This is a genomic window from Acidovorax sp. SUPP3334 (genome assembly GCF_030159055.1).
GTDB lineage: Bacteria > Pseudomonadota > Gammaproteobacteria > Burkholderiales > Burkholderiaceae_C > Paracidovorax.
Genome location: NZ_BQXQ01000006.1, coordinates 103,881 through 129,127 on the forward strand (window position 1 = coordinate 103,881; position 25,247 = coordinate 129,127).

The window sequence follows — 25,247 nt, forward strand, 5'->3', positions numbered from 1 at the left end:
TCTCTCGGCCCAATATTCTCGCGGTGCGAACCTGCAAAGATCCGAGGCAGTGGTTTTTTTGCAGATTGCCGCACGCTTTCAGTCCCGTGCTGCTTCGCTGCCATTGGCTGCGTTCAGCCGTATCCGTGAGTGGGCCCGCTAGACTCTCGCCCATGGATCACGACACGTCTTTGGCTCCCCAGGCTTCGGCCGCTTCCACCGTACACCCCCATGCTGATGCGCATATTGGCTGCGTCCCTGCATCAGTGAACATTGCGCTCGGCGATCGCAGCTACCCCATCGTCATCGGCGAAGGATTGCTGGGCCAGCCGGCTACTTACCAAAACCTGCCAGCCGCCGCATCGGCATTGATCGTCACGAATTCGACGGTCGCTCCGCTTTACGCGCAGCGTTTGCACGATGCACTGGCGGCGCGCTACCCCCGCGTGCTGCAGGTGGTGCTGCCTGACGGCGAGGAGCACAAGACCTGGCAGACGCTCAACCTCATCTTCGACGCGCTGCTGTCCAACGGCTGCGATCGCAAGACCGTGATGTTCGCATTGGGCGGTGGGGTGGTGGGCGACATGACGGGGTTCGCAGCAGCCAGCTACATGCGGGGCGTGCCTTTCGTACAGGTGCCCACCACGCTGCTGGCGCAGGTGGATTCGTCGGTGGGCGGGAAGACCGCCATCAACCACCCGCTCGGCAAGAACATGATCGGCGCGTTCTACCAGCCGCAGTTGGTGGTGTGCGACCTGGCCACGCTGGACACCTTGCCGCCCCGCGAACGGAGCGCGGGATTGGCCGAAGTGCTCAAGTACGGTCCCATCGCCGACATGGCGTTCCTCGACTGGCTCGAAACCTCCATCGACGCATTGCGCGCGGGCGACCATGCGGCTTTGGCGCATGCCGTGCGGCGCAGTTGCGAGATCAAGGCGTTCGTGGTCGGGCAGGACGAGCGGGAAGCCGGCCTGCGCGCGATCCTCAACTTCGGCCACACCTTTGGCCACGCCATCGAGGCGGGCATGGGCTATGGCGTCTGGCTGCATGGCGAAGGTGTGGCGGCAGGAATGGTGATGGCGGCAGAGCTGTCGCGCCGTCTGGGGCTGGTGGATGCGGCGTTCGTGCAGCGCCTGCGCCAGCTGATCGAGCGGGCCGGGCTGCCGGTGCGCGGCCCGGTGATCGATGCCGGCGACAACGCCGGGCGCTATCTGGAGCTGATGCGGGTGGACAAGAAATCCGAGGGCGGCGAGATTCGTTTCGTCGTGATCGACGGTCCGGGGCGTGCCGCGGTTCGCCCGGCGCCGGACGCCATGGTGCGTGAAGTCATCGACGCCTGTTGTGCATGATTGCTATGGAAATCATAGCTATATGCCGAATCAGATAATGCGCTGGAGGCCATTTTGATACAGCAAGCCGGGCTTGCGCCCTATGCCTGCGACCCCGCTCAGAGCCGGGGCCGGCGCCACGCCCAGCCCGCCGCGCCCACGCGCTCCGAATACCAGCGCGATCGGGACCGCATCGTGCATTGCACGGCCTTTCGCCGGCTGGTCTATAAGACGCAGGTGTTCCTGAACCACGAAGGCGACCTGTTTCGCACGCGGCTTACGCATTCCCTCGAAGTGGCGCAACTGGGCCGCTCGATCGCGCGGTCGCTGCGCATCAACGAAGACTTGGTGGAGGCCATCTCGCTGGCGCATGACCTGGGGCACACCCCGTTCGGCCACGCGGGGCAGGACGCGCTGCACGACTGCATGGCCCGGCATGGCGGCTTCGAGCACAACCTGCAGAGCCTGCGCGTGGTGGACGAGCTGGAAGAGCGCTATCCCGACTACGACGGCCTGAACCTGACCTTCGAGGCGCGCGAGGGCATCCTCAAGCACTGCTCGCGGGCCAATGCCGAGCGCATGGAAGCCCTGGAGCCCGGCGGGATCGGCCAGCGGTTCCTGAAGCGCGAGCAACCCAGCCTGGAGGCGCAGCTTTGCAACCTGGCCGACGAGATCGCCTACAACGCGCACGACATCGATGACGGCGTGCGTTCCGGCCTCATCACCATGGCGCAACTGAGCGAGGTGCCTTTGTTCGAGCACTACCGCGCCGAGGCGGAGCGCGACCACCCCCATCTGGCGGAGCCTGCGGGCCAGCGCCACCTGTTGAACGAAGCGATCCGGCGCATGCTCAGCGCGCAGGTGTACGACGTGATCGATGCCACGAGCGCGGCCATCGCCCAGGCTGCGCCGTCCCATGTGGACGACGTGCGCCGGGCACCGCCGCTGGTGTCGTTCAGTGCGGAAATGCGCGCACAGTCGCAGGCCTTGAAGCGGTTCCTGTTCCAGAACCTCTACCGCCACCCCCAGGTCATGGAAACCACCGGCCGGGCCCAGCAAGTGGTGCGCGACCTGTTCGACGCCTACTCGCGCTCGCCCGAGGCCATGAAGCCGCGTTTCGCCGCACGCGCCGCGGCAGCGGCCGAGGCGCAGCGGTTGCGGACGGTGGCGGACTTCATCGCCGGCATGACCGACCGGTTCGCGGTGCGTGAGCATGAGCGGCTGACAGGCCAGCGGCTGCTGGCCTGAAGACCCGGGGGTCTTGGTGCAGGCGTGCGCCGTTCGGCGGTCGGCGGTCGGCCGATAAAATGGGCGCCCCCGCTGAAAGCCCTTTCCATGACCGAAACCCTCCCCACGCCAACGCCTGCTTCTTTCCCGCACGACACCGTGAAAGAGGACATGGTGCGCTGGCTGGAGCGTGCGGTGATCGGGCTTAACCTGTGTCCGTTCGCCAAGGCGGTGCATGTGAAGGAGCAGATCCATTACGTCGTGAGCGAGGCCACCGATGGCCGGGCCCTGCTGGAAGACCTGCAGCGCGAACTGGAGGCGCTGGCTGAAATCTCTTCGGAGCGGCGCGACACCACGCTGTTGATGGCGCCGGCTTGCATGGAAGATTTTCTGGATTTCAACGATTTCCTCGCGCTGGCCGACGATCTGGTAGAGGCCATGGACTTAGGGGGCATCCTTCAGGTGGCTTCGTTCCATCCCCAATTTCAGTTCGAGGGTACGGACGTGGACGACGTGACCAACAGCACCAACCGCGCGCCGTACCCCACGCTGCACCTGCTGCGCGAGGACAGCATCGACCGGGCGGTGGAGGCCTTCCCCGAAGCCGAGGCGATTTTCGAGCGCAACATCGAAGTGCTGGAGGACCTGGGCGCGGACGGCTGGAAAGCGCTGGACGTGGGGCCGCGTTGCCCTGTCGCCGCGCGCCCCGCGAGCGCACGGGAGGGTGCATGAAGCGCCAGAAAGACACCGCTCGGCAGGGCGGCGCTTCTTCCGCGCAGGCCAAGATGTCGCCCGAGGATCAGGTCCTGCAGGAACTGCGGCCGGGCCAGTCCATTGAACTGTTGAAGGCGCTGCACATCCTCACGCGGGAAGGGCGGCTCAACCAGGACTCGCGGCGCAAGCTCAAGCAGGTCTATCACCTGTTCCAGTTCATCGAGCCGCTGCTGCAGGAGCTGTCGCAGGACGGCCATGCGGCCACGCTCGCGGACCACGGTGCTGGCAAGTCGTACCTCGGCTTCATCCTGTACGACCTGTTTTTCAAGGCGCTGGGGCGTGGCCACATCTACGGCATCGAGACCCGGGCCGAACTGGTGGAGCATTCGCGTGCGCTGGCCGAGCGGCTGGCGTTCGAGCGCATGTCGTTCCTGAACCTGTCGGTGGCGGAGTCCACCGATGCCTCGGCGCTGCCGCAGCGGATCGACGTGGTCACGGCCCTTCACGCCTGCGACACGGCCACGGACGACGCCATCGCCTTCGGGCTGGCCAAGCAGGCCCGCGCGATGGTGCTGGTGCCTTGCTGCCAGGCCGAAGTGGCCGCTTGCCTGCGCCAGGGCAAGGCGCTGCAGTTGTCGCGCACGCCGCTGGCCGAGCTGTGGCGCCATCCGCTGCACACGCGCGAGATGGGCAGCCAGATCACCAACGTGCTGCGCTGCCTGCACCTGGAAGCCAGTGGCTACCAGGTGACGGTGACCGAGCTGGTGGGCTGGGAACACAGCATGAAGAACGAGTTGATCGTGGCCCGCTACACCGGCCAGAGAAAGCGCAGCGCGGCCGAGCGGCTGCGGGCCATCCTGGCGGAGTTCGGGCTGGAGCAGACGCTGGCTGCGCGGTTCGGCCTGCATGTCGAAGCCGCCGCCGAGGCGCCGTCCGCATCGGACTGAAGCGCGGGCCCGGCGGCCAGGGCTGTAGAAGGCGAGCCGAGGATTCAGTCTTTTCGGACTCGCGCCGTGATGTTTATTGTCTGTTTTGCTACATAAAGCATAGCAAACCATTCTGGTGTCTGGGCTGAGACCGAAGCGCCTTGGAGCCCTAACCGGTGCTGGATTCTCATTACCATGGCGCCAGCTTCACTCTGTGCGAACCTTCACGCCATGGCCCGACTGCCCCGCCTGACCCTTGCCGGCTACCCGCACCATGTGATCCAGCGCGGCAACAACCGCCAGGCCATTTTCGCGGACCGGCCAGACCACGAGACGATGCTGGCCCTGCTGACCGAGCAGGCGCGCCGCTGCAGCGTGGCGGTGCATGCCTATGTGCTCATGGGCAACCATTTCCACCTGCTGGCCACGCCCCAATCGGCCGATGGCCTGCCGCTGATGATGCAGGCGGTGGGTCGCAGCTATGTGCGCTATTTCAACAACCGGCACACCCGCTCTGGCACGCTGTGGGAGGGGCGCTACCGCTCCACCGTGCTGCAACCCGAGCGCTACCTGCTGGCCTGCATGGCCTATATCGATCTGAATCCGGTGCGCCACGGGCTGGTCACCCAGGCGGTGGACTATCCGTGGTCGAGCCACGCCCATTGCCTGGGGCTGCGCAGCGACCGGCTCATCACGCCCCATGCGCTGTTCTGGGCGCTGGGCAATACGCCCTTCGCCCGCGAGGTGGCGTATGCCGCGCTGGTTCAGGCCGGGGTGAGCGGCCTTCAGCAGCAGGCACTGACCGATTCGGCATTGTCCGGATGGGCTTTGGGCGAGCCTGCATTCGTTGAGGATTTACAGCGCCGAACCGAGCGGCGAGTCGTCAAGGCCAAAGCGGGGCGCCCGTCAGCGGCGCCCAAGATCAGCGCCTGATCACCGAAATGCGCAGATATCCATTGGGATTGTTGCTACTTTTTTTGATATGTCCCCAATTTAAATAAATGCGATAAATTCTCATCGATAATTTGTATCCGACCCCAATTAAAGTGCTTGCCCGACCTTGCTGCAATGCACTAACCTTGCTCTCCCTGCGACCCATTTCCCGAGGAGAGCGCCATGACGACGGCTGCCGAAATCCAACACCTGCAACAGCACGGCCTGTATTCATCCAGCAATGAGCACGATGCGTGCGGCCTGGGCTTCGTGGCCCATATCAAGGGGGTGAAGCGCCACGACATCGTGACGCAGGCGCTCAAGATCCTCGAAAACATCGACCACCGCGGTGCGGTCGGTGCCGACAAGCTCATGGGCGATGGCGCGGGCATCCTGATCCAGATTCCCGACGCGCTCTACCGCGAAGAAATGGCCCGGGCCGGCACGGCGCCCGATGGTTCCACCGGCGTCAAGCTGCCCCCGGCGGGCGAGTACGGCGTCGGCATGATCTTCCTGCCCAAGGAGCACGCCTCCCGCCTGGCGTGCGAGCAGGAGATGGAGCGCGCCATCAAGGCCGAAGGCCAGGTGCTGCTCGGCTGGCGCGACGTGCCCGTCAACCGCGACATGCCCATGTCGCCCACCGTGCGCAAGAAGGAGCCCATCCTGCGCCAGGTCTTCATCGGCCGCGGCAACGACGTGATCGTGCAGGACGCGCTGGAGCGCAAGCTGTACGTGATCCGCAAGACGGCCAGCGCCGCCATCCAGAACCTCAAGCTCAAGCACAGCAAAGAGTATTACGTGCCCAGCATGTCCAGCCGCACGGTGGTCTACAAGGGTCTGCTGCTGGCCGACCAGGTGGGCACCTACTACCTGGACCTGCAGGACGAGCGCTGCGTCTCGGCCGTGGGCCTGGTGCACCAGCGCTTTTCGACCAATACGTTCCCCGAATGGCCGCTGGCCCACCCGTACCGCTACGTGGCGCACAACGGCGAGATCAACACCGTCAAGGGCAACTACAACTGGATGAAGGCGCGCGAAGGCGTGATGGCCTCGCCCGTGCTCGCGGCCGACCTGAAGAAGCTCTACCCCATCAGCTTCGCCGACCAGTCCGATACCGCCACGTTCGACAACTGCCTCGAACTGCTGACCATGGCCGGCTACCCCATCAGCCAGGCCGTGATGATGATGATCCCCGAGCCGTGGGAGCAGCACACCACCATGGACGAGCGCCGCCGCGCCTTCTACGAATACCACGCCGCGATGATGGAGCCCTGGGACGGCCCGGCCTCCATCGTGTTCACCGACGGCCGCCAGATCGGCGCCACGCTGGACCGCAACGGCCTGCGCCCCTCGCGCTACTGCATCACCGATGACGACCTGGTGGTGATGGCGTCCGAGTCGGGCGTGCTGCCGATCCCCGAGAACAAGATCGTGCGCAAGTGGCGCCTGCAGCCCGGCAAGATGTTCCTGATCGATCTGGAACAGGGCCGCATGATCGACGACGACGAGCTCAAGGCCAACATCGTCAACACCAAGCCCTACAAGCAGTGGATCGAGAACCTGCGCATCAAGCTCGACAGCGTGGGCGGCGAGGCGCCGGCCGGCCCGCTGCCGGCGAAGCTGCCCCTGCTGGACCGCCAGCAGGCCTTCGGCTACACGCAGGAAGACATCAAGTTCCTGATGGCGCCCATGGCCAGGAACGGCGAAGAGGGCATCGGCTCCATGGGCAACGACAGCCCGCTGGCCGTGCTTTCGGGCAAGAACAAGCCGCTGTACAACTACTTCAAGCAACTGTTCGCCCAGGTGACCAACCCGCCGATCGACCCGATCCGCGAGGCCATCGTGATGTCGCTCAACAGCTTCATCGGCCCCAAGCCCAACCTGCTCGATATCAACCAGGTCAACCCGCCGATGCGGCTCGAAGTGAGCCAGCCCATCCTGGACTTCGCCGGCATGGACAAGCTGCATGCCATCGAAAAGCACACGCAGGGCAAGTTCAAGAGCGCGACCATCGACATCACCTACCCGCTGGACTGGGGCCGCGAAGGCGTCGAGGCCAAGCTGGCGTCGCTGTGCGCGCAGGCGGTCGATGCCATCAAGGGCGGCGCCAACATCCTCATCATCAGCGACCGCGCGGTGACCGCCACGCAGGTGGCCATCCCCGCGCTGCTGGCGCTGTCGGCCATTCACCAGCATCTGGTGCGCGAGGGGCTGCGCACCACGGCCGGCCTGGTCGTGGAGACCGGCACGGCGCGCGAAGTGCACCACTTCGCCGTGCTGGCCGGCTACGGCGCCGAGGCCGTGCATCCGTACCTCGCCATGGAAACGCTGGCCGAGATGCATGCCGGCATGCCGGGCGACCTGTCGCCCGAAAAAGCCATCTACAACTACGTGAAGGCCATCGGCAAGGGCCTGTCCAAGATCATGTCCAAGATGGGCGTGTCCACGTACATGAGCTACTGCGGCGCGCAGCTGTTCGAGGCCATCGGCCTGAACACCGACACCGTGGGCAAGTACTTCACCGGCACGGCCAGCCGCGTGGAAGGCATTGGCGTGTTCGAGATCGCCGAGGAAGCCATCCGCATGCACAAGGCCGCCTTCGGCGACGACCCGGTGCTGGAAACCATGCTCGACGCCGGTGGCGAATACGCCTGGCGTGCCCGTGGCGAAGAGCACATGTGGAGCCCAGACGCCATCGCCAAGCTGCAGCATTCCACGCGTGCCAACAACTGGAACACCTACAAGGAATACGCCCAGCTCATCAACGACCAGAGCCGCCGCCACATGACGCTGCGCGGCCTGTTCGAGTTCAAGTTCGACCCCGCCAAGGCCATTCCCGTGGACGAGGTCGAGTCGGCCAAGGAAATCGTCAAGCGCTTCGCCACGGGCGCCATGTCGCTGGGGTCGATTTCCACCGAGGCGCATGCCACGCTGGCCGTGGCCATGAACCGCATCGGCGGCAAGAGCAACACGGGCGAGGGCGGCGAGGACGCTGCGCGCTATCGCCAGGAACTGAAGGGCATTCCGATCAAGCAGGGCGACACGCTCAAGAGCGTGATCGGCGCCGAGAACGTCGAGGTCGATCTGACGCTGCAGGACGGCGATTCGCTGCGCAGCCGCATCAAGCAGGTGGCGTCGGGCCGGTTCGGCGTCACGGCCGAATACCTGTCGTCGGCCGACCAGATCCAGATCAAGATGGCCCAGGGCGCCAAGCCGGGCGAGGGCGGCCAGCTGCCCGGCGGCAAGGTCACCAACTACATCGGCAAGCTGCGCCACAGCGTGCCCGGCGTGGGCCTGATCTCGCCCCCGCCGCACCACGACATCTACTCCATCGAAGACCTGGCCCAGTTGATCCACGATCTGAAGAACGTGGCGCCGCACGCATCGATTTCCACCAAGCTGGTGTCCGAAGTGGGCGTGGGCACCATCGCCGCGGGCGTGACCAAGTGCAAGAGCGACCATTTGGTGATCGCCGGGCACGACGGCGGCACGGGCGCATCGCCCTGGTCGTCCATCAAGCACGCGGGCGGTCCGTGGGAAATCGGCCTGGCCGAAACCCAGCAGACCCTGGTGCTGAACCGCCTGCGCGGCCGTGTGCGCGTGCAGGCCGACGGCCAGATGAAAACCGGCCGCGACGTCGCCATCGGCGCGCTGCTGGGTGCGGACGAGTTCGGCTTCGCCACCGCGCCGCTGGTGGTCGAGGGCTGCATCATGATGCGCAAGTGCCACCTGAACACCTGCCCCGTGGGCGTGGCCACGCAGGACCCCGAGCTGCGCAAGAAGTTCTCGGGCAAGCCCGAGCACGTGGTGAACTATTTCTTCTTCATCGCCGAAGAAGTGCGCCAGATCATGGCCCAGCTGGGCGTGCGCAAATTCGACGACCTCATCGGGCGCACCGACCTGCTGGACATCCGCGCCGGCATCGCCCACTGGAAGGCGCGCGGCCTGGACTTCAGCCGCCTGTTCGCCCAGCCGAACGTGCCGGCCGACGTGCCGCGCTACCACGTGGACGTGCAGGACCACAACATCGAAAAGACGCTGGACCGCAAGCTCATCGAACGCAGCCAGCCCGCCATCGAAAAGGGCGAGCGCGTGCAGTTCATCGAAGTGGCGCGCAACGTGAACCGCTCGGTGGGCGCGATGCTCTCGGGCGCCGTCACCCGCGCACACCCCGAAGGGCTGCCCGACGACACCATCCGCATCCAGCTGGAAGGCACGGGCGGGCAATCGTTCGGCGCGTTCCTCACGCGCGGCATCACGCTGTACCTGATCGGCGATGCCAACGACTACACCGGCAAGGGCCTGTCGGGCGGCCGGGTCATCGTGCGTCCGTCGATCGACTTCCGCGGCGACACCACGCGCAACACCATCGTGGGCAACACGGTGATGTACGGCGCGACCAGTGGCGAATCGTTCTTCGGCGGCGTGGCAGGCGAGCGCTTCGCGGTGCGCCTGTCCGGAGCGTCCACCGTGGTGGAAGGCACCGGCGACCATGGCTGCGAATACATGACGGGCGGCACGGTGGCGGTGCTCGGCAAGACGGGCCGCAATTTCGCGGCCGGCATGAGTGGCGGCGTGGCCTACGTGTACGACGAGGACGGCCTGTTCGACACCCGCTGCAACCTGTCCATGGTGACGCTGGAGCGCATCCTGCCCGGCGACGAGCAGACCGCCAGCATCTCGCGCGGCATCTGGCACCGCGACCAGACCGACGAAGCCCAGCTCAAGAAGATGCTGGAGGACCACAACCGCTGGACCGGCAGCAAGCGTGCGCGCGAACTGCTGGACAACTGGGCGGCCTCGCGTGCCAAGTTCGTCAAGGTGTTCCCGACCGAATACAAGCGCGCGCTGTCCGAAATCCATGAACGCAAGGTGCTGGAGGACCCCGCGACCCCCGCGGTCGCCAATCCTCCGAAGGAAACGGTGCCGGCCAGGTAAGGCCCGCCCGATCGACCCGCACCGCATTCAACGATTCAAGGACAGACATCATGGGAAAGACCACCGGCTTCATGGAATACGGGCGCATCGAAGAGGGCTACCGCCCCGCCTCCGAGCGCTTGAAGCACTACAAGGAATTCGTCATCGGCCTCGATGACGCGCAGGCCAAGATCCAGGGCGCGCGCTGCATGGACTGCGGCACGCCGTTCTGCAACAACGGCTGCCCGGTCAACAACATCATTCCGGACTTCAACGACCTGGTGTACCAGCAGGACTGGAAGAGCGCCATCGCGGTGCTGCACAGCACCAACAACTTTCCCGAGTTCACCGGCCGCATCTGCCCCGCGCCCTGCGAGGCGGCCTGCGTGCTCAACGTGAACGACGACCCGGTGGGCATCAAGTCCATCGAGCACGCCATCATCGACCGTGCCTGGGCCGAGGGCTGGGTCAAGCCGCTGCCCCCGAAGCACAAGACCGGCAAAAAGGTCGCCGTGGTCGGCTCCGGCCCGGCCGGCATGGCGGCGGCGCAGCAACTGGCGCGCGCTGGCCATGACGTGACGCTGTTCGAGAAGAACGACCGCATCGGCGGCCTGCTGCGCTACGGCATTCCCGACTTCAAGATGGAGAAGTCGCACATCGACCGGCGCGCCGAGCAGATGGCTGCCGAGGGCGTCACCCTCCGCACCGGCGTGTTCATCGGTGCGGTGAAGGACGGCCTGGGCAAGGGCTCCAAGGTCACCAACTGGGCCAAGGAAACCATCACGCCCGAGCAGCTGCAAAAGGACTTCGATGCCGTGCTGCTGACCGGCGGCGCCGAGCAGTCGCGCGACCTGCCCGTGCCCGGCCGCGACCTGGACGGCGTGCACTTCGCGATGGAGTTCCTGCCCCAGCAGAACAAGGTCAACGCGGGCGACAAGCTCAAGGGCCAGCTGCGCGCCGACGGCAAGCACGTCATCGTGATCGGCGGCGGCGACACCGGCAGCGACTGCGTGGGCACCAGCAACCGCCACGGCGCCGTGAGCGTCACGCAGTTCGAACTGATGCCCCAGCCGCCCGAGGTGGAAAACCGCCCCATGACCTGGCCGTACTGGCCGATCAAGCTGCGCACCAGCTCCAGCCACGAAGAGGGCTGCGAGCGCGAGTTCGCCATCTCCACCAAGGAACTGCTCGGTGAGAAGGGCAAGGTCACCGGCCTCAAGACCGTCCGCGTGGAATGGAAGGAAGGCAAGATGGTCGAGGTGGCCGGCTCCGAGCAAATTCTGAAGGCCGACCTCGTGCTGCTGGCCATGGGCTTCGTGAGCCCCGTTGCCCAGGTGCTGGATGCCTTCGGCGTGGACAAGGACGCCCGCGGCAACGCGAAGGCCACCACCGACTTCGACGGCGGCTACGCCACCAACGTGCCCAAGGTGTTCGCCGCGGGCGACATGCGCCGGGGCCAGTCCCTGGTGGTGTGGGCCATTCGCGAAGGCCGCCAGGCCGCGCGCTCGGTGGACGAGTTCCTGATGGGGTACTCCGACCTGCCGCGCTGAGCTTCTCCAAAAGCGGCACGTCCGCAGAAAAAACAAACGGCGCTCTTCGGAGCGCCGTTTTTCGGGGTGCCGCTGGCCCGCGGGAGCCAAAAAAAAGCCCCCGCCGAATGGCAGGGGCTTTCGCGGGAAGGCCAGCGTTTGCGGCGCAGCGCCGTTCACCTTTTTCCTTCCTCTTTTTTCTCCTGCCTCCCTCTCCTACCGAAATCAGGGTGTGATTTCGATGATCTGGGCGATGTGGGGCTGGCCTTGGCCTGGCAGCGGTTGGTAGATGTGGAGCTTCACCACGCGCACAGTGTTGGGCACCACGTACTGGGCCTGGGACAGGAACGAGTAGTTGGTGCCGGCGACCACTTGGGTTGCGAAGGCGAACGGGGTGTACTTGGTCCCCGCCAGGGTCACGGCTTCCGCGAAGACCTTCTTGGCCTCTGCGGTAAGTTCGAAATTGAAGCCGGTCCAGCCGCCTGCAAGATTGTTCGACATGTCGCTCATCCTCTCTAGGTTTTGGTCGCTGCGTGAGTGAAGCCAAAAACGTGCGAGCCTCCGTTTTTGGCTGTCCATTCGTCATCGGAGAGCGATTTTTTTGAATGCTTGGTGATTCTTCGAATGCGTCGTTCCCAGCCTGCGGATTGTGGCGACGGGCCTTGCTTTTGCCCTTAACAGGGGCTGAGAAGTCCTGAAACGTTCTGAATTTTCCGGGGCCCCGCGATCGGTGCGCAGTGCGGCCTTCTGCCCTGAAAGCAAAACGACGCCTTGCGGCGCCGTTCCTGAATGCTATGAAAATGTGAGCTATATGCCGGCGCATTCATTGCACTGGAGGCTGTTTTGGCTCTGAATCTTCAGAACTTGTACTGCATCCCCACCGTCACCTGACGCGGGCTGCCCGGCATGACCCAGACGCGGTTGTAGGCGCTGTGGTAGTAGGTCTTGTCGAACAGGTTGTCCACGTCCAGCGACACGCGCAGGCGCTTGTCCAGGTTCCAGTAGGTGGTGAGCTTGGCGACCGTGTAGGCGGGCAGGCGCGGCTCGCCCGTGTCGCCGTGGCGTTCGCCCACATGGGTGAACCCGCCGCCCACGCCCAGCAGGCCGCCGCCGGCCAGCGCCATCTCGTGCGTGACGAAGGCGCTGGCGCTCTGGCGCGCGAACTGGGTGATGAGCGGGTCTGCGTCCAGATAGGTGTAGCTCAGCGCCACGCGCCAGCCGGGGGCGACCCAGCCGGCCAGTTCCGCCTCCAGCCCCCGGTTGCGCACCTTGCCCGGCCGTGGCACGAGGTACACCCCGTCGTCGTCCCACGTCGCCGTGTTGCGCTTGCTGATGTCGAACAGGGCCACGCTGCCGCCAAGACGCGCATCGGCGCTTTGCCACTTCATGCCCAGCTCGCGCGCGTTGCCGATCTCCGGCTTGATCTGCTCGCCCGCGGCCGTGGTCTGGGCCTGCGCGCGAAAGGACCGGCCGGCGCTGGCATACACCGACACTTCGGGCGTGGCCAGCCAGGTCAGCCCCAGGCGCGGCGAGGTGGCGCTCGGGTCTTGCGTGGTGACGCGGCCCGCGCTGCGCTCGTCGATCTCGCCGCGGTAGCGGTCGTGGCGCACGCCGGCCAGCAGCTTCCATTGGGGCGACAGGCTGATCTGGTCCTGCGCGTAGAACGCGGTGGTGCGGTCGTTGACCGTGCGGTCGATGGCCCGCGCGGTGAGCGCGGGGCGGGGCGCCGCGCCGTACACCGGGTTGGCCACGCTGATGCCATAGCCGAAGCGCCCGCCGCCCGCCTGCGTGAGCATGGTCTGGTCCATGTCGAAGCGCGAGACCTCGGCACCGATCAACAGGTCGTGCTGGAACGCGCCGGTCGCCATGCGGCCATTGAGGTCGATCTGCACCGTGGTGTCGTCGGACTGGAAGTCGCGGCGGATGAGCCGGCGGCACAGCCAGCCGCTGGCCTCGACCGAGGTCTGGCAGGGCGAGGGGCCGTACTGGTGCGATTCGCTGGCCAGGCCGTCGAGCGTGCCGCGCTTGTATTGCAGGCCGGCGCGCAGGCTCCAGTCGGCCGACAGGGCCTGCTCCAGGAAGAACTGGTGCGTCTGGTTGTCCACCGTGATGTCGCCGTCGCCGGGCTCGCCGTAAAAGCGCGAGGTGGGCACCGCACCCAGCTGGCCGCTCACCGAGACGACGCCCCGGTCCAGCGGCGCGCGCTGGCGCAGCCACTCGCCGTCGTAGCGCAGCACCGTGTCGGGGCCGAGCTTCCAGGTGATGGCCGGGGCGATGAGTTCGCGGCGGCTGTGCACGAAGTCGCGAAAGCTGTCCTTGTCCTCCACCGACACGTTGAGCCGGTAGGCCAGCGTGGCGGGCTCGGTGGCGCTGCCGTTCAGCGGGCCGGTGCTGTCCAGCGCCAGGCGCTTGGCGTCGTGCGTGCCGTAGTAGGCCTCGACCGAATGCGCCGCCTTGAACAGCGGCGGCTTGGTCACCACGTTGACGGTGCCCCCGGGTTCGCTGCTGCCGTAGAGCGCCCCCATGGTGCCTTTGAGGAACTCGAAGCGCTCCACATTGGCCGTGTCGCGCGGCGCGTTGAAACCGCGGTTGGCCGGCATGCCGTTGCGCAGCAGGCTCATGCCCATGTCCTCGTGGCCCACGAAGCCGCGCATGGCCACGTTGTCCCAGATGCCGCCGAAGTTGTTCTGCCGCGACACGCCGGCCACGTAGTCCAGCACATCGTCCAGCCGCTGGGCGCCCAGGTCATCGACCAACTGCCGCGTGACCACGCGCACGGCCTGGGGCACCTCGCGCAGCGGCGTGTCGGTCTTGGTGGCGCCCTCCGACTCCTGGGCGTGGTACTGGCCGGACTGCTGGCGGCCCACCACTTCGGTGGCGGGCAGTTGCGGTTCGGCGGCCGCTGGCGCCTGGGCGAAGGCGGGCAGGGCGGCGCCCTGCACCAGGGCCGCGAGGCTGGCGGCGGCCAGCAGCGACCGGCGCGGTGCAGGGGCGATGGTGGGCGGGAGGATCGGAAATCGCTGGTCAGGGGTCGGGTGGCGGTGCATCGGCGCTTTTCTCGTTGGTGGTATCGAGAAGAAGACACGCAGCACCCGGGAAAGGGGACAGCCTTTCGTGCGATTTTTCTTCTTCTTCAAACCATCAAAACGTGTGCTTCGCCGTGAACGTGACGTGGCGCGGCGCACCGGGCACCACCCATACGCTGTTGTAGGCGCTGGCGTCATAGCGCCGGTCGAAGGCGTTGTCCACCTGCAGCGACAGGCGCAGCGATGGCCCCGCCTGCCAGTGCGCGAGCAGCCGCACGGTGGTGTAGGCGGGCAGCCGGGGCGAGCCGGCATCCCCCGTGCGCTCCCCCACGTGCGTGAGCCCGCCCCCGAAGCCGACCGTGTGCCCGCCTGAGCCGGTGCCGCCCGCGCCTGCGTCCAGCGCCCACTCGCGCACCAGCAGCACGCTGCCGCTTGCGCGCGGAAACTGCGGCAAGGCCCGCTGCAGCCAGGCCGCGCCGGACACGACGTTCCAGCCCGGCACGGGCCGGCCCGTCAGTTCGAACTCCACGCCCCGGCTGCGCACGCGCCCCGCCGCCACGCTGTGGTCGGGGTTCTGCGGATCGGTGACGAGCACGTTGCGCTTGGCGATGTCATAGATCGCGAGCGAGGCCGACAGCCGGCCCTCGGGCGGCTGCCATTTCACGCCGAGTTCGCGCGCCAGGCCCTTCTCGGGCGCGAACGCGCTGCCTCGCACATCGACCCCCACGTTCGGGCGGAACGAAGCGCCGACGCTGCCGTACACCGCCCATCCCGGCACGGGCAGCCACGTGAGGCCGGCGCGCGGCGAGAACGCGCCCTGCGCCTGGCGCCGCGTGCCGCCGGCCAGCCGGTCGTCCACGGCCTGGCGGAAGCGGTCGTGGCGCAGGCCCAGCAGCGCCTGCCACTGCGGCGCGAGCTGGATCTGGTCCTGCACGTACAGGCCCACGCCGCGCTGGCGTTCGTCGGTGGACAGAAAATCCTGCGTGCTCGGCCGCGCGGCCCCGTACACCGGGTGGCGCACATCGATGCCGTCGCTCTCCCAGGCGCTGGCCGGTGCCTGCTGCATGACCTGCGACAGGCTGAAGCGAAACGCCTCGGCCCCCGCCAGCAGCGTGTGCTGCAGCCCACCGGCCACCCACTGGCCCTGCAGATCGATCTGGCCCGACCGGTCGGACGACGCGAAGTCGCGCCAGCGCCGCTGGCGCCACAGCCAGCCGCGCGCCTGCAGGTCGGCCAGGGCCTCGCCGTAGCCGTGGCCGTAGGTGGTGGTGCCCCGCATCGTGCCGCGCCGCGCCATCAGGCCCGCATGCAGGCGCCAGCCCGGCGACAGCGCATGCTCCAGCAGCCACTGGTGCGTCTGGTTGACCATGGTGAGGTCGCCGTCGCCGGGCTCCCCGTAGAACGCGCCGATCGGCACCGTGCCCAACTGCCCGCCGAGCGCGACCACGCCCCTGTCCAGCGGCGCGCGCTGGCGCAGCCATTCGCCGTCGTAGCGCAGCGTGGTGGCCTCGGCCAAGTGCCATGTGAGCGCAGGCGCCAGCATTTCGCGGCGCGTGCGAACGTGCTCGCGAAAGCTGTCCTTGTCCTCTGCCACGGCGGTCAGCCGGTAGGCGATGCGGGCGGGCGCGGGCGGGTCGTCGCCTGCTTTTCCGTCTCCGTTGACGCCAGCGTGGGCGTCAACGTCCAGCGGGCCGCCCAGGGTGAGCGCGGCACGCCGTGCGTTCCAGCGGCCCAGGCTCCATTCGATGGTGCGCAGCGGCTCCCACGGCGCCGGCTGCGTCACCACATTGATGGTGCCGCCGGGCTCGGACACGCCGTACAGCGCGGCCACCGGACCGCGCAGGAATTCAAAGCGCTCCACGTTGGCCGTGTCGCGCGGCGCGTTGTAGCCGCGGTTGCCGGCCATGCCGTTGCGAAGCAGGCTCATGCCCGTGTCTTCGTGCCCGGCGAAACCCCGCACGGCCACGTTGTCCCAGGTGCCGCCGAAGTCGTTCTGGCGCGATACGCCGGGCACGTAATCGAGCGCGTGGTCCAGCCGCGTGGCACCCAGCGCATCGAGCGACTGGCGCGACACGACCGACAGGGCCTGCGGCACGGCCAGGGACGGCGTGTCGGTGCGAATCGCGGCGCCAGCAGCGCTCCATTCGACGCCTTCGTCCGGCGCTGCGCCGCGCCGGGCCGTCACCCGCACCACGGGCAGCACCTCGGCCTCGGGAGCAGGGAGCGCAGGCCACGGGGCCGTCGCCTGGCGCCGCAGCACGAACACCCCTGGCGATTCTTCGGCCGCGGCGAGCCCGCTGCCCGCCAGCAGGCGTGAAAGCGCCTCGCCCGCCGTGAGCCGGCCCGCCACCCCCGGCGCCTGCACGCCACGCAACAAGGTCGCGTCGGCCTGCACCGAGGCGCCGGTCTGGGCCGCCAGCGCGGGCAATCGGTCGGCCAGCGGCCCTGCCGGCAGATCGATGGCGAGCGGCCCGGGGCCTGCTGCCTGTGCGTTGGCAGCGGCCAGCAGGCACAGCGCCAGGGAGCCGGCCAGTGCGCGCGTGCGGGCCACCATCAGCCTTGCGCGTCGGCCGGCAGCACCCGAGCCCAGTAGCGCGTGCGCCAGGCCACACGCACGGGCAGGGTGCGGGGCAGGGCGTCGAGCACGGCGTCGGTGCGGTCGATCTGGAACGCGCCGGCGATGCGCAGCCCGGCCACGGCCGGGTCGCACTGCACGATGCCCGCGCGGTAGCGCGCCAGTTCACCGAGGAATTCGCCCAGCGGCTGGTTGCGCGCCACCAGCAGCCCCTCGGTCCAGCGACCGGTGAACGGGTCGGCCGGCACGCTGGGCGACAGTTCGCCGGCCGTGAAGCGCATCGCCTGGCCCGCCGCCACCGTTCGCGCCAGCCCCTGCGCCGTGCGCACGGCCACGGCGCCCTCGTGTACCGTGAGGCCGCAGCCATCGGCCGAGTCGCGCACCACGAAGCGCGTGCCCAGCGGGCGCAGTTCGCCCTCGCGCGTGGCGAGCACGAAGGGCCGCGGCGCGGCGGCCTGCGCGTGCGCAGCGGTTTCGATCAGCACCTCCCCGCGCAGCAGCCGCACGCTGCGCTGCGCGGGCGAATAGGTCACGTCGATGGCGGTGTCGGTGTTGAGCCAGATGCGCGTGCCATCCGGCAGGGTGATGTCGCGGCGCTCACCCAGCGCGGTGCGGTGGTCGGCCGTCCATGCCGGGCCCCACTGGCGCCAGGCCAGGTGTGCGGCGGGCACCGCCACCACCAGACCGCCCAGGGCCCTCAGCGCGCTGCGGCGGCCCGTGTCGCGCGCGCGGCCCAGCACGGCATTCGCAAGCGGCGGTGTGATCAGCCCCAGTTGCGCCTGCATGCGCTGCGCGCGCTGCCAGGCCCGCTCGTGTTCGGGGTGCGCCGCGCGCCAGCGTTCGCAAGCCGCTTGGTCGTGCGCATCGGCGTGGCCGCTGTGCAGCCGCGCCAGCCATTGGGCGGCGGCGCGCACGGCGTGGCGCTCCAGGGGCAGGGCCACGCCAGTGCCGGCCGGTTCTGCGCTGCCGCTCACCTCACTCCACCGCCAGGATGTACGCCTCGAACGCCTGCGCCATGTAGCGCTTGACGCTGCGCTCGGTCACGCCCAGCGCCACGGCAACGCGGGCGTAGTCCTGGCCGTCGATCTGCGACAGCAAAAAGGCCCGCCGCGCGCGATCGGACAGGCCGGCCAGCGCGGCATCGAGCCGGTGCAGCGCCTGGCGGGCCATGGCGTGCTGCTCGGCCGATGGCAGCTGCGCCTCGGGCAGCGTGGCGAGCGCATCCAGCCAGGCGCGCTCCAGCGACAGGCGGCGAAAGTGGTTGGCGACGAGCCGGCCCGCCACCGTGACCAGATAGGCGCGGGGCTCGCGCGGGGCGGCGGCATCGCTGCCGTCACCGAAGCCGCTGCCCAGGCGGTGCACCAGCAGGCGCACGAAGATGTCCTGCGCCAGATCAGCCGCCTGGTGCGGGCAGCCCAGCTTTGCCCGCAGCCAGCCCAGCAGCCAGCGGTGGTGCTCTCCGTACAGGCGGCCGATCTCGTCGGCCGGCCGGAGGGCGGGCGCAGCGCAAGGGTGAGCGGCGGACACGGAGGCCAAGGGCGGAAGTCCTATGAATGAGAATGTGTCGCATTATCTCATCCGTTGGCGGCTGCAGGCCCGCAGCGTGTCGAGCAGTCCTCCGACGGAGCTAACTCTTGCTGATGTCGCGCGGCAACATGCAGATCAATGCGTACCGCTACGGCGCCCAGCCGGGCGAATGCAATTACTTGGCGCCGGGCGGAGCCCTGGCAGAGCACTGATCGCAGACGACCTGCTCGCCTTGCAGACCGCCATGGGCTACACGCAGCAGGAGGCGACGCAGCAGTTGGGCATCTCCTGGGCGACTTACAAGCGCCACTTGGTGGGGATCCCTGCCAATGGGTTTGGCCTTCGCCGCGCTGGCGACCGGGTTGTCGCCATGGTCCCACCAACCGCCCCAACGATGCAAGAGCGCCAAGGCAGCTACGGCTTGGCTTGAGGCGTTGACGCCTGCTCGTTCACCCAATCCAGGCTCTTGCCTTTGACACACCATGCTGGATCGCGTACCCAGTCGGTGAACCACATCGTGGGGTTGTCCTGCAAGTCCGCACAGATTGTGTAGCCCAAACTCGGCATGTAATACCTCACACTCACTGCAGTCACAGGCACCATCAACAAGGCTACGCCGCTGGCGATCACCGCAATATTGGCTGCACGCTCTGAACTCTTGATTACGCGGTCGCTGCAGGGAATTGCCCGCATGCAAGCCACCACCATGCCGATAAGGCAAGTAACGGCGATAAATGGCGCCAACTGTGCAGCAGGAGAAATCCTGACTGCGGGTGCTATTGACGCGATTGCCTTCAGTGTCGGAACGATCTCATGGGAAATCATCAGGATGCAGCCTGCAGCCACGCCCAAGCAAAGCGGAATACCCCATATCAAGCCCTGTCGGATTTGTTGAATGTTGTGCATTGAAGTCGATTCCAATGACTAATAACGTCTGCAGGAGATTCGGCAAAGCCAATCCTTGACGCCGGTGTCAATCGCACGCCCCATCTCCACTTTCTTTTGCTCAATGACATTGCGCAACTCGTCCTGCCAAGATTGCACCTTGGTGTCGATGTAGTAGAGACCTTGAGCGGTGTTTTCGGGAAGCGTCTTGAGGGCCGCAATCACGTTGCTCTTAATTTTGTAGTCACGGTCCAGCACATTCAGGCCGATGCCCGCGCCTACTGCTACGACAGCCATGAAGACCAGCGGAAGGACGGCAACGGTAGTAACCATTCCTCCAAAAAACGCACCAAGCCCGTAGGCGACCAACGCCCCCAGGCCGCCTTTGACGGCCTCCACGCCGATCCCGCCCACCAAGTCATACATGGTCTTCTCGTCATTGAACATGAAGTCCATCAACTCAATCCCCGTTGACACGACCACGCCCAGCATGAAGCCGCCCTTGGCGATGCCCTGCAGGCTTTTCATGCCCAGGCCCAGTTGCAGCATCTTCGGATGGGTCGCCAGATACCGAGTGCCTTGCAGCGCACTGCTGCGCCGTGCCGAGTAGCCCTTGATGATGATGTACGTGCCTGCTGCCGTGGTCTTGATGTAGCTGCCGATGCCGGCAATGCCGATGGCGTTCAGCGTCTTGGTGATGGCGAGAGCGTCGTTGGCGCCCTGGGCCACCGGCCCGACCCACGGCTCACCCGCATTCGGGCTGAACTCTTTCTGCCAGTACTGCCCGAAGGTGGATTGGGACAGCATCTTGCGCAGGCTGAATTCCAGCGCCGCGCTGTTCCTGGCCTTGTCCTGCAGGATGCTCATGTACTGGCCCTGCGTCAGCACCAGCACGTCCACCTGGTTCTTGTCCATGGACTGGGCCAGGGTCTGTCCGTAGCCGACGTTGAAGAACGTGGCCGCCAATTCAGCGCTCATTCAATCCCCCCTTGAGATTGCGTTTTCGTTGGGTGCGAATGCTAGCTGCAGGCGAAAACGGGAAAGACGTCAGGATGCAACAAGGTGTTTGAACAGCCTTTGGTCGGGCCGGCAGAGGGCCTCGCGGAAAATTTCCGTGAGCATGCTTTAGAAGACTCGGTTAAAGCACTTGGTGCCCAGGCCCAGGTGGCTTGCAGCCTGCCGCCCCTGGTCGTGAATTGCTATGCTTTTAGTAGCTGTATGCCGGCGTATTGATTGTGCTGGAGCCCTTTTTGACTCAAAGTGCCCGAGCACCCTGCACCGCCCTGCACCGCCCTGCACCGCCCTGTGCCGCTTTGGGGCGCTTTGGGGCGCTTTACGCGTCTCGGAGACAATATTGCCCTGGACCCACTCCCATCGCGCGTGGCCGCCTGCCCCTGCAGGCTGCCGCGCGCGTTTGCTTTTCGTCTCCCTGGAAAACTCACTCAAGCCATGAACAAGATTGCAGCCGTTTTATTGATGTCCCTGGGCGCCCTGCTGGCCGGTTGCGGCAAGAACGACAGCGCGCAGCAGGCTGCACCCGCCGCCGTCACCAGGATCGTGGTGGGGCTGGACGACAACTTCCCGCCCATGGGCTTTCGCGACGAGAAGAACACGCTGGTGGGTTTCGACATCGACATGGCGCGTGAAGCCGCCAAGCGCATGGGCGTCGAGGTCGAGTTCAAGCCGATCGACTGGAGCGCCAAGGAGGCCGAGCTGTCCGGCCAGCGCGTCGATGCGCTGTGGAACGGCCTGACCATCACGCCCGAGCGCAAGCAGAACATCGCCTTCACCGCGCCTTACATGGAGAACCACCAGATCGTCGTGGTGTCCGCCAAGTCCGCCATCAAGACCAAGGCCGATCTGGCCGGCAAGGTGGTGGGCGCGCAGGAGGGCAGCAGCGCGGTCGATGCGGTCAAGAAGGAAGATGCCGTGTTCAAGTCGTTCAAGGAATTCAAGACCTTCGGCGACAACGTGACCGCGCTCATGGACCTGTCCACCGGCCGCCTGGAAGCCGTCGTGGTCGATGAAGTCGTGGGCCGCTACTACGTGGCCAAGAAGCCCGCCGAATACGCCGTGCTGGACGAGAACTTCGGCACCGAAGACTACGGCGTGGGCGTGCGCAAGGACGACACCGCGCTGCAGGGCCGCCTGGACAAGGCCCTGGCCGACATGAAGCAAGACGGCACGGCCGGCAAGATCGCCACGCAGTGGTTCGGCAAGAACATCGTCAAATAAAGAACAACCCCCTGAGGCGCTGCGCGCCTTCCCCCTTCACCCTTCTCTCGCATCACTGCGTGATGCGGGAAGGGGGACCGCAGCCGGCGCGGCGGGGCGGCCCTTGCGCGGCTGCCGCTGGTATCTGGCCGCGCCAGTTGCCCAGGCTGCAGGCCTTTCCGGCCGCAGTCGTTTAGCCATGGACTCTCGTCGCTCATAGATGGATTACGTTCTTTCCCTGCTGGGGCCGATGGCGCAGGGCGCCGCGGTCACCCTGAAGCTCTTCGCCATCACGCTCGTGCTGGCCGTGCCGCTGGGCCTCGCGCTGGCGCTGGCCCGGGTGTCGCGCTTCGCGCCGCTGTCGGGGCTGGTCAACGGCTACATCTGGCTCATGCGCGGCACGCCGCTCATGCTGCAGATGCTGTTCATCTATTTCGCGCTGCCGTTCGTGCCGGTGATCGGTGTGCGGCTGCCCGACTTTCCCGCCGCCGTGGTGGCCTTCGCGCTCAACTACGCGGCGTATTTCGCCGAGATCTTCCGCGCCGGCATCCAGTCCATCGACCGGGGCCAGTACGAAGGCGCCAAGGTGCTGGGCATGACGTACGGGCAGACCATGCGCCGCATCGTGCTGCCGCAGATGGTGCGCCGCATCCTGCCGCCCATGAGCAACGAGACGATCACGCTGGTCAAGGACACGTCGCTGATCTACGTGCTCGCGCTCAACGACCTGCTGCGCGCCGCGCGCGGCATCGTGCAGCGCGATTTCACGACCACGCCGTTCATCGTGGCGGCGGCTTTCTATCTGACCATGACCCTGGTGCTCACCTGGGGCTTCCAGCGCCTGGAAAAACGCTATGCCAAACACGACGAATGACACCGCCGGCGCGCCGATGATCGAGGCGCGCGGCCTGCACAAGGCTTTCGGTGCCACGCAGGTGCTGCGCGACGTGTCGCTCACGCTGGGCCGTGGCGAGGTGGTGGCGGTGATCGGGCCTTCCGGCTCGGGCAAGAGCACCTTCCTGCGCTGCCTGAACCATCTGGAAACCATCGACGCCGGCGACATCGCCATCGAGGGCGAGCCGCTGGCCACCACCGACGCCTCGGGCCGCTGCACCTACGTGCCCGAGGCCCGTGTGCGGGGCATCTGCCGCAAGATGGGCATGGTGTTCCAGTCGTTCAATCTGTTCCCGCACCTGACCGTGCTGCAGAACCTCATCGAAGCGCCCATGGTGGTGAGCGGCGTGCCGCGCGAGGCCGCCGTGGCGCGCGCCGAAGCGTTGCTGGCCAAAGTGGGCCTGTCTGAGAAGCGCGACAACTTCCCCGGCCGGCTGTCGGGCGGGCAAAAGCAGCGCGTGGCCATCGCCCGCGCGCTGGCCATGGAGCCCGACATCCTGCTGTTCGACGAGCCCACGTCCGCCCTCGACCCGGAGCTGACGGGCGAAGTGCTGCGCACCATGCGCGAGCTGGCGCGCGAGCGCATGACCATGCTGGTCGTCACCCATGAAATGGGCTTTGCCCGCGAAGTGGCCCACCGCGTGGTGTTCATGGACCGGGGCGAACTGATCGAATCGGCCCCGGCGGCCGAGTTTTTCGCCAATCCGCAACATGCGCGCACCCAGGCATTTCTTCGCAGCATGCTTTGACCGACCGGGTGCCGTCCTGGAAAATCAAAGCCAAATCGGCCACCAGCGCAATCACTGCTAGGGCATGTTGCTATAAAAAACGGAGCAAACGGTTTTTGTATGGCTTTGCAAACATCCATGCATGTATGTTTGCGTTACCATCGCGTGCCCGGGGTTTGCCCTTACCCGCGACAATCGCCCGTCGGCCCTTTTCCCGAATCCCGTAAAACCCTGAATGCCTGAGCACCCACAACTGGTCGAACTGCGCAACGTGACGTTCTCGTACGGCGAGCGTGTCATCCTGCGCGATGTGTCGCTGTCCGTGCCGCGTGGCAAGGTGACGGCGCTCATGGGCGCCTCCGGAGGCGGCAAGACCACGGTGCTGCGCCTCATCGGCGGGCAGCAGCGGGCGCAGCAGGGCGAGGTGCTGGTCGCCGGCCAGGACGTCGGCCGCATGGATTCCAAAGCCCTTTATGCCGCGCGCCGGCGCATGGGCATGCTGTTCCAGTTCGGCGCGCTGTTCACCGACATGAGCGTGTTCGAGAACGTGGCCTTTCCGCTGCGCGAGCACACCGACCTTCCCGAAGAGCTGATCCGCGACATCGTCCTGATGAAGCTGCATGCCGTGGGCCTGCGCGGTGCGCGCGACCTCATGCCCAGCCAGATTTCTGGCGGCATGGCACGGCGCGTGGCACTGGCCCGGGCCATCGCGCTCGATCCCGAACTCATTCTTTATGACGAGCCCTTCGCCGGGCTCGATCCCATCTCGCTGGGCATCGCCGCCCAGCTCATTCGCCAGCTCAACGACGCCATGGGCCTCACCACCCTGATCGTCTCGCACGACGTGGAAGAGACCTTCCGCGTGGCCGACCACGTGATCGTGCTCGGCCCCGGCACCGTTGCCGCGCAGGGCACGCCCGCAGAAGTGCGCGCCAGCAAGGACCCGCTGGTGCACCAGTTCGTGCATGCGCTGCCGACCGGGCCCGTGCCTTTCCATTACCCCGGCCCGGACATCGATAACGATTTCGGCCCCACTCCCGGAGGTGCGCGATGAGCTGGTGGCGTCCTTCCGACGTGGGCTTTGCCGTGCGCAGCCAGCTGGCGGGCGTGGGCCGTGCGTCGCGCCTGTTCGTGCGCCTGATCGGCCTCTTCGGCGCCACGCTGCAGCGGCCCGGGCTGGTGCGCGACCAGATCCATTTCCTGGGCAACTATTCGCTGTCCATCATTGCCGTGTCGGGCCTGTTCGTGGGCTTCGTGCTCGGCCTGCAGGGCTACTACACGCTGCAGCGCTACGGCTCGGCCGAATCGCTGGGCCTTCTGGTGGCGCTGTCGCTGGTGCGCGAGCTGGGCCCGGTCGTCACCGCGCTGCTGTTCGCCGGCCGCGCGGGCACCTCGCTCACGGCCGAGATCGGCCTGATGCGCGCGGGCGAGCAGCTCTCGGCCATGGAAATGATGGCCGTCGATCCGGTGCGCCGCATTCTGGCTCCGCGCTTTTGGGCCGGCGTGTTCACCATGCCGCTGCTGGCCGCCGTGTTCAGCGCGGTGGGCGTGATCGGCGGCTGGATCGTGGGCGTGCTCATGATCGGCGTGGACGGCGGCGCCTTCTGGGGCCAGATGCAGGGCGGCGTGGACGTGTGGAAGGACGTGGGCAACGGGGTGCTCAAGAGCCTCGTGTTCGGCGTCACCGTCACCTTCATCGCGCTGCTGCAAGGGTATCTGGCCAAGCCCACGCCCGAAGGCGTGTCGCGGGCCACCACGCGCACGGTGGTGATGGCGTCGCTCGCCGTGCTGGGGCTGGACTTCGTCCTCACCGCCCTGATGTTCAGTATTTGATGGGGCCGCACG

Annotated in this window: 19 protein-coding genes; 12 read left to right on the forward strand and 7 right to left on the reverse strand. The window is 66.8% G+C overall.

Annotation, left to right across the window (positions count from 1 at the left end; genetic code table 11):
- The first annotated feature begins 152 nt into the window (after nucleotides 1-152).
- The 7 genes from aroB to AVHM3334_RS04815 all read left to right on the forward strand — a co-directional run bounded on the left by aroB (nucleotide 153) and on the right by AVHM3334_RS04815 (nucleotide 11,574).
- Nucleotides 153-1,328, forward strand: a complete 1,176-nt coding sequence (gene aroB, locus AVHM3334_RS04785) for a 3-dehydroquinate synthase (RefSeq protein ID WP_502869854.1) — start codon at nucleotides 153-155, stop codon at nucleotides 1,326-1,328.
- Nucleotides 1,329-1,385: 57 nt separating this feature from the next.
- Nucleotides 1,386-2,555, forward strand: a complete 1,170-nt coding sequence (locus AVHM3334_RS04790) for a deoxyguanosinetriphosphate triphosphohydrolase (protein ID WP_284410217.1) — start codon at nucleotides 1,386-1,388, stop codon at nucleotides 2,553-2,555.
- Nucleotides 2,556-2,642: 87 nt separating this feature from the next.
- Nucleotides 2,643-3,266 carry a DUF1415 domain-containing protein gene (locus AVHM3334_RS04795; RefSeq protein WP_284410111.1) on the forward strand — a complete coding sequence of 208 codons (624 nt, stop codon included), beginning with the start codon at nucleotides 2,643-2,645 and terminating at the stop codon, nucleotides 3,264-3,266.
- Nucleotides 3,267-3,319: 53 nt separating this feature from the next.
- Nucleotides 3,320-4,195: a class I SAM-dependent methyltransferase gene (locus tag AVHM3334_RS04800; RefSeq protein ID WP_284410219.1), complete on the forward strand. Its 876-nt coding sequence runs from the start codon at nucleotides 3,320-3,322 to the stop codon at nucleotides 4,193-4,195.
- A 210-nt stretch (nucleotides 4,196-4,405) separates the two neighbouring features.
- Nucleotides 4,406-5,107 (forward strand): transposase, encoded by a 702-nt coding sequence (locus AVHM3334_RS04805; protein WP_284410113.1) that lies wholly within the window; start codon nucleotides 4,406-4,408, stop codon nucleotides 5,105-5,107.
- 183 nt (nucleotides 5,108-5,290) lie between these two features.
- Nucleotides 5,291-10,045 (forward strand): glutamate synthase-related protein, encoded by a 4,755-nt coding sequence (locus tag AVHM3334_RS04810; protein WP_284410115.1) that lies wholly within the window; start codon nucleotides 5,291-5,293, stop codon nucleotides 10,043-10,045.
- A gap of 50 nt (nucleotides 10,046-10,095) precedes the next feature.
- Complete coding sequence (locus AVHM3334_RS04815; protein WP_284410116.1) at nucleotides 10,096-11,574, forward strand: glutamate synthase subunit beta; 1,479 nt, start codon at nucleotides 10,096-10,098, stop codon at nucleotides 11,572-11,574.
- Nucleotides 11,575-11,778: 204 nt separating this feature from the next.
- On the opposite strand, the gene AVHM3334_RS04820 is transcribed toward AVHM3334_RS04815, so the two are convergent.
- From AVHM3334_RS04820 to AVHM3334_RS04850, 7 genes are all read right to left on the reverse strand, one after another.
- On the reverse strand, nucleotides 11,779-12,054 hold the full coding sequence (locus tag AVHM3334_RS04820; protein WP_284410118.1) for a hypothetical protein: 276 nt from the start codon (nucleotides 12,052-12,054) through the stop codon (nucleotides 11,779-11,781).
- A 356-nt stretch (nucleotides 12,055-12,410) separates the two neighbouring features.
- Complete coding sequence (locus AVHM3334_RS04825) at nucleotides 12,411-14,600, reverse strand: TonB-dependent siderophore receptor (RefSeq protein ID WP_284410120.1); 2,190 nt, start codon at nucleotides 14,598-14,600, stop codon at nucleotides 12,411-12,413.
- 94 nt (nucleotides 14,601-14,694) lie between these two features.
- Nucleotides 14,695-17,133 (reverse strand): TonB-dependent siderophore receptor, encoded by a 2,439-nt coding sequence (locus AVHM3334_RS04830; protein ID WP_284410122.1) that lies wholly within the window; start codon nucleotides 17,131-17,133, stop codon nucleotides 14,695-14,697.
- Entirely contained in the window at nucleotides 17,133-18,128 is a 996-nt protein-coding gene (locus tag AVHM3334_RS04835; protein ID WP_284410123.1) for a FecR domain-containing protein, read from the reverse strand. Before AVHM3334_RS04835 ends, AVHM3334_RS04830 begins: the two co-directional genes overlap by 1 nt.
- A 1-nt stretch (nucleotide 18,129) precedes the next feature.
- On the reverse strand, nucleotides 18,130-18,690 hold the full coding sequence (locus AVHM3334_RS04840; RefSeq protein WP_502869855.1) for a sigma-70 family RNA polymerase sigma factor: 561 nt from the start codon (nucleotides 18,688-18,690) through the stop codon (nucleotides 18,130-18,132).
- A 405-nt stretch (nucleotides 18,691-19,095) separates the two neighbouring features.
- Complete coding sequence (locus tag AVHM3334_RS04845) at nucleotides 19,096-19,587, reverse strand: DUF1240 domain-containing protein (RefSeq protein WP_284410127.1); 492 nt, start codon at nucleotides 19,585-19,587, stop codon at nucleotides 19,096-19,098.
- A gap of 18 nt (nucleotides 19,588-19,605) precedes the next feature.
- Nucleotides 19,606-20,544, reverse strand: coding sequence for a hypothetical protein (locus AVHM3334_RS04850; RefSeq protein WP_284410130.1), 939 nt, complete (start codon nucleotides 20,542-20,544; stop codon nucleotides 19,606-19,608).
- 471 nt (nucleotides 20,545-21,015) lie between these two features.
- Between AVHM3334_RS04850 and AVHM3334_RS04855 the strand changes: the two genes are divergently transcribed.
- The 5 genes from AVHM3334_RS04855 (at nucleotide 21,016) to mlaE (ending at nucleotide 25,235) form a co-directional block, all read left to right on the forward strand.
- Nucleotides 21,016-21,801, forward strand: a complete 786-nt coding sequence (locus AVHM3334_RS04855) for an amino acid ABC transporter substrate-binding protein (protein WP_284410132.1) — start codon at nucleotides 21,016-21,018, stop codon at nucleotides 21,799-21,801.
- 199 nt (nucleotides 21,802-22,000) lie between these two features.
- On the forward strand, nucleotides 22,001-22,654 hold the full coding sequence (locus AVHM3334_RS04860; RefSeq protein ID WP_092743259.1) for an amino acid ABC transporter permease: 654 nt from the start codon (nucleotides 22,001-22,003) through the stop codon (nucleotides 22,652-22,654).
- Nucleotides 22,635-23,423 carry an amino acid ABC transporter ATP-binding protein gene (locus AVHM3334_RS04865; protein WP_284410134.1) on the forward strand — a complete coding sequence of 263 codons (789 nt, stop codon included), beginning with the start codon at nucleotides 22,635-22,637 and terminating at the stop codon, nucleotides 23,421-23,423. The genes AVHM3334_RS04860 and AVHM3334_RS04865 overlap by 20 nt, the downstream gene beginning before the upstream one ends.
- A gap of 214 nt (nucleotides 23,424-23,637) precedes the next feature.
- Complete coding sequence (locus AVHM3334_RS04870; RefSeq protein ID WP_284410137.1) at nucleotides 23,638-24,456, forward strand: ABC transporter ATP-binding protein; 819 nt, start codon at nucleotides 23,638-23,640, stop codon at nucleotides 24,454-24,456.
- Nucleotides 24,453-25,235: a lipid asymmetry maintenance ABC transporter permease subunit MlaE gene (gene mlaE / locus AVHM3334_RS04875; protein ID WP_284410140.1), complete on the forward strand. Its 783-nt coding sequence runs from the start codon at nucleotides 24,453-24,455 to the stop codon at nucleotides 25,233-25,235. The genes AVHM3334_RS04870 and mlaE overlap by 4 nt, the downstream gene beginning before the upstream one ends.
- Nucleotides 25,236-25,247 lie beyond the last annotated feature (12 nt).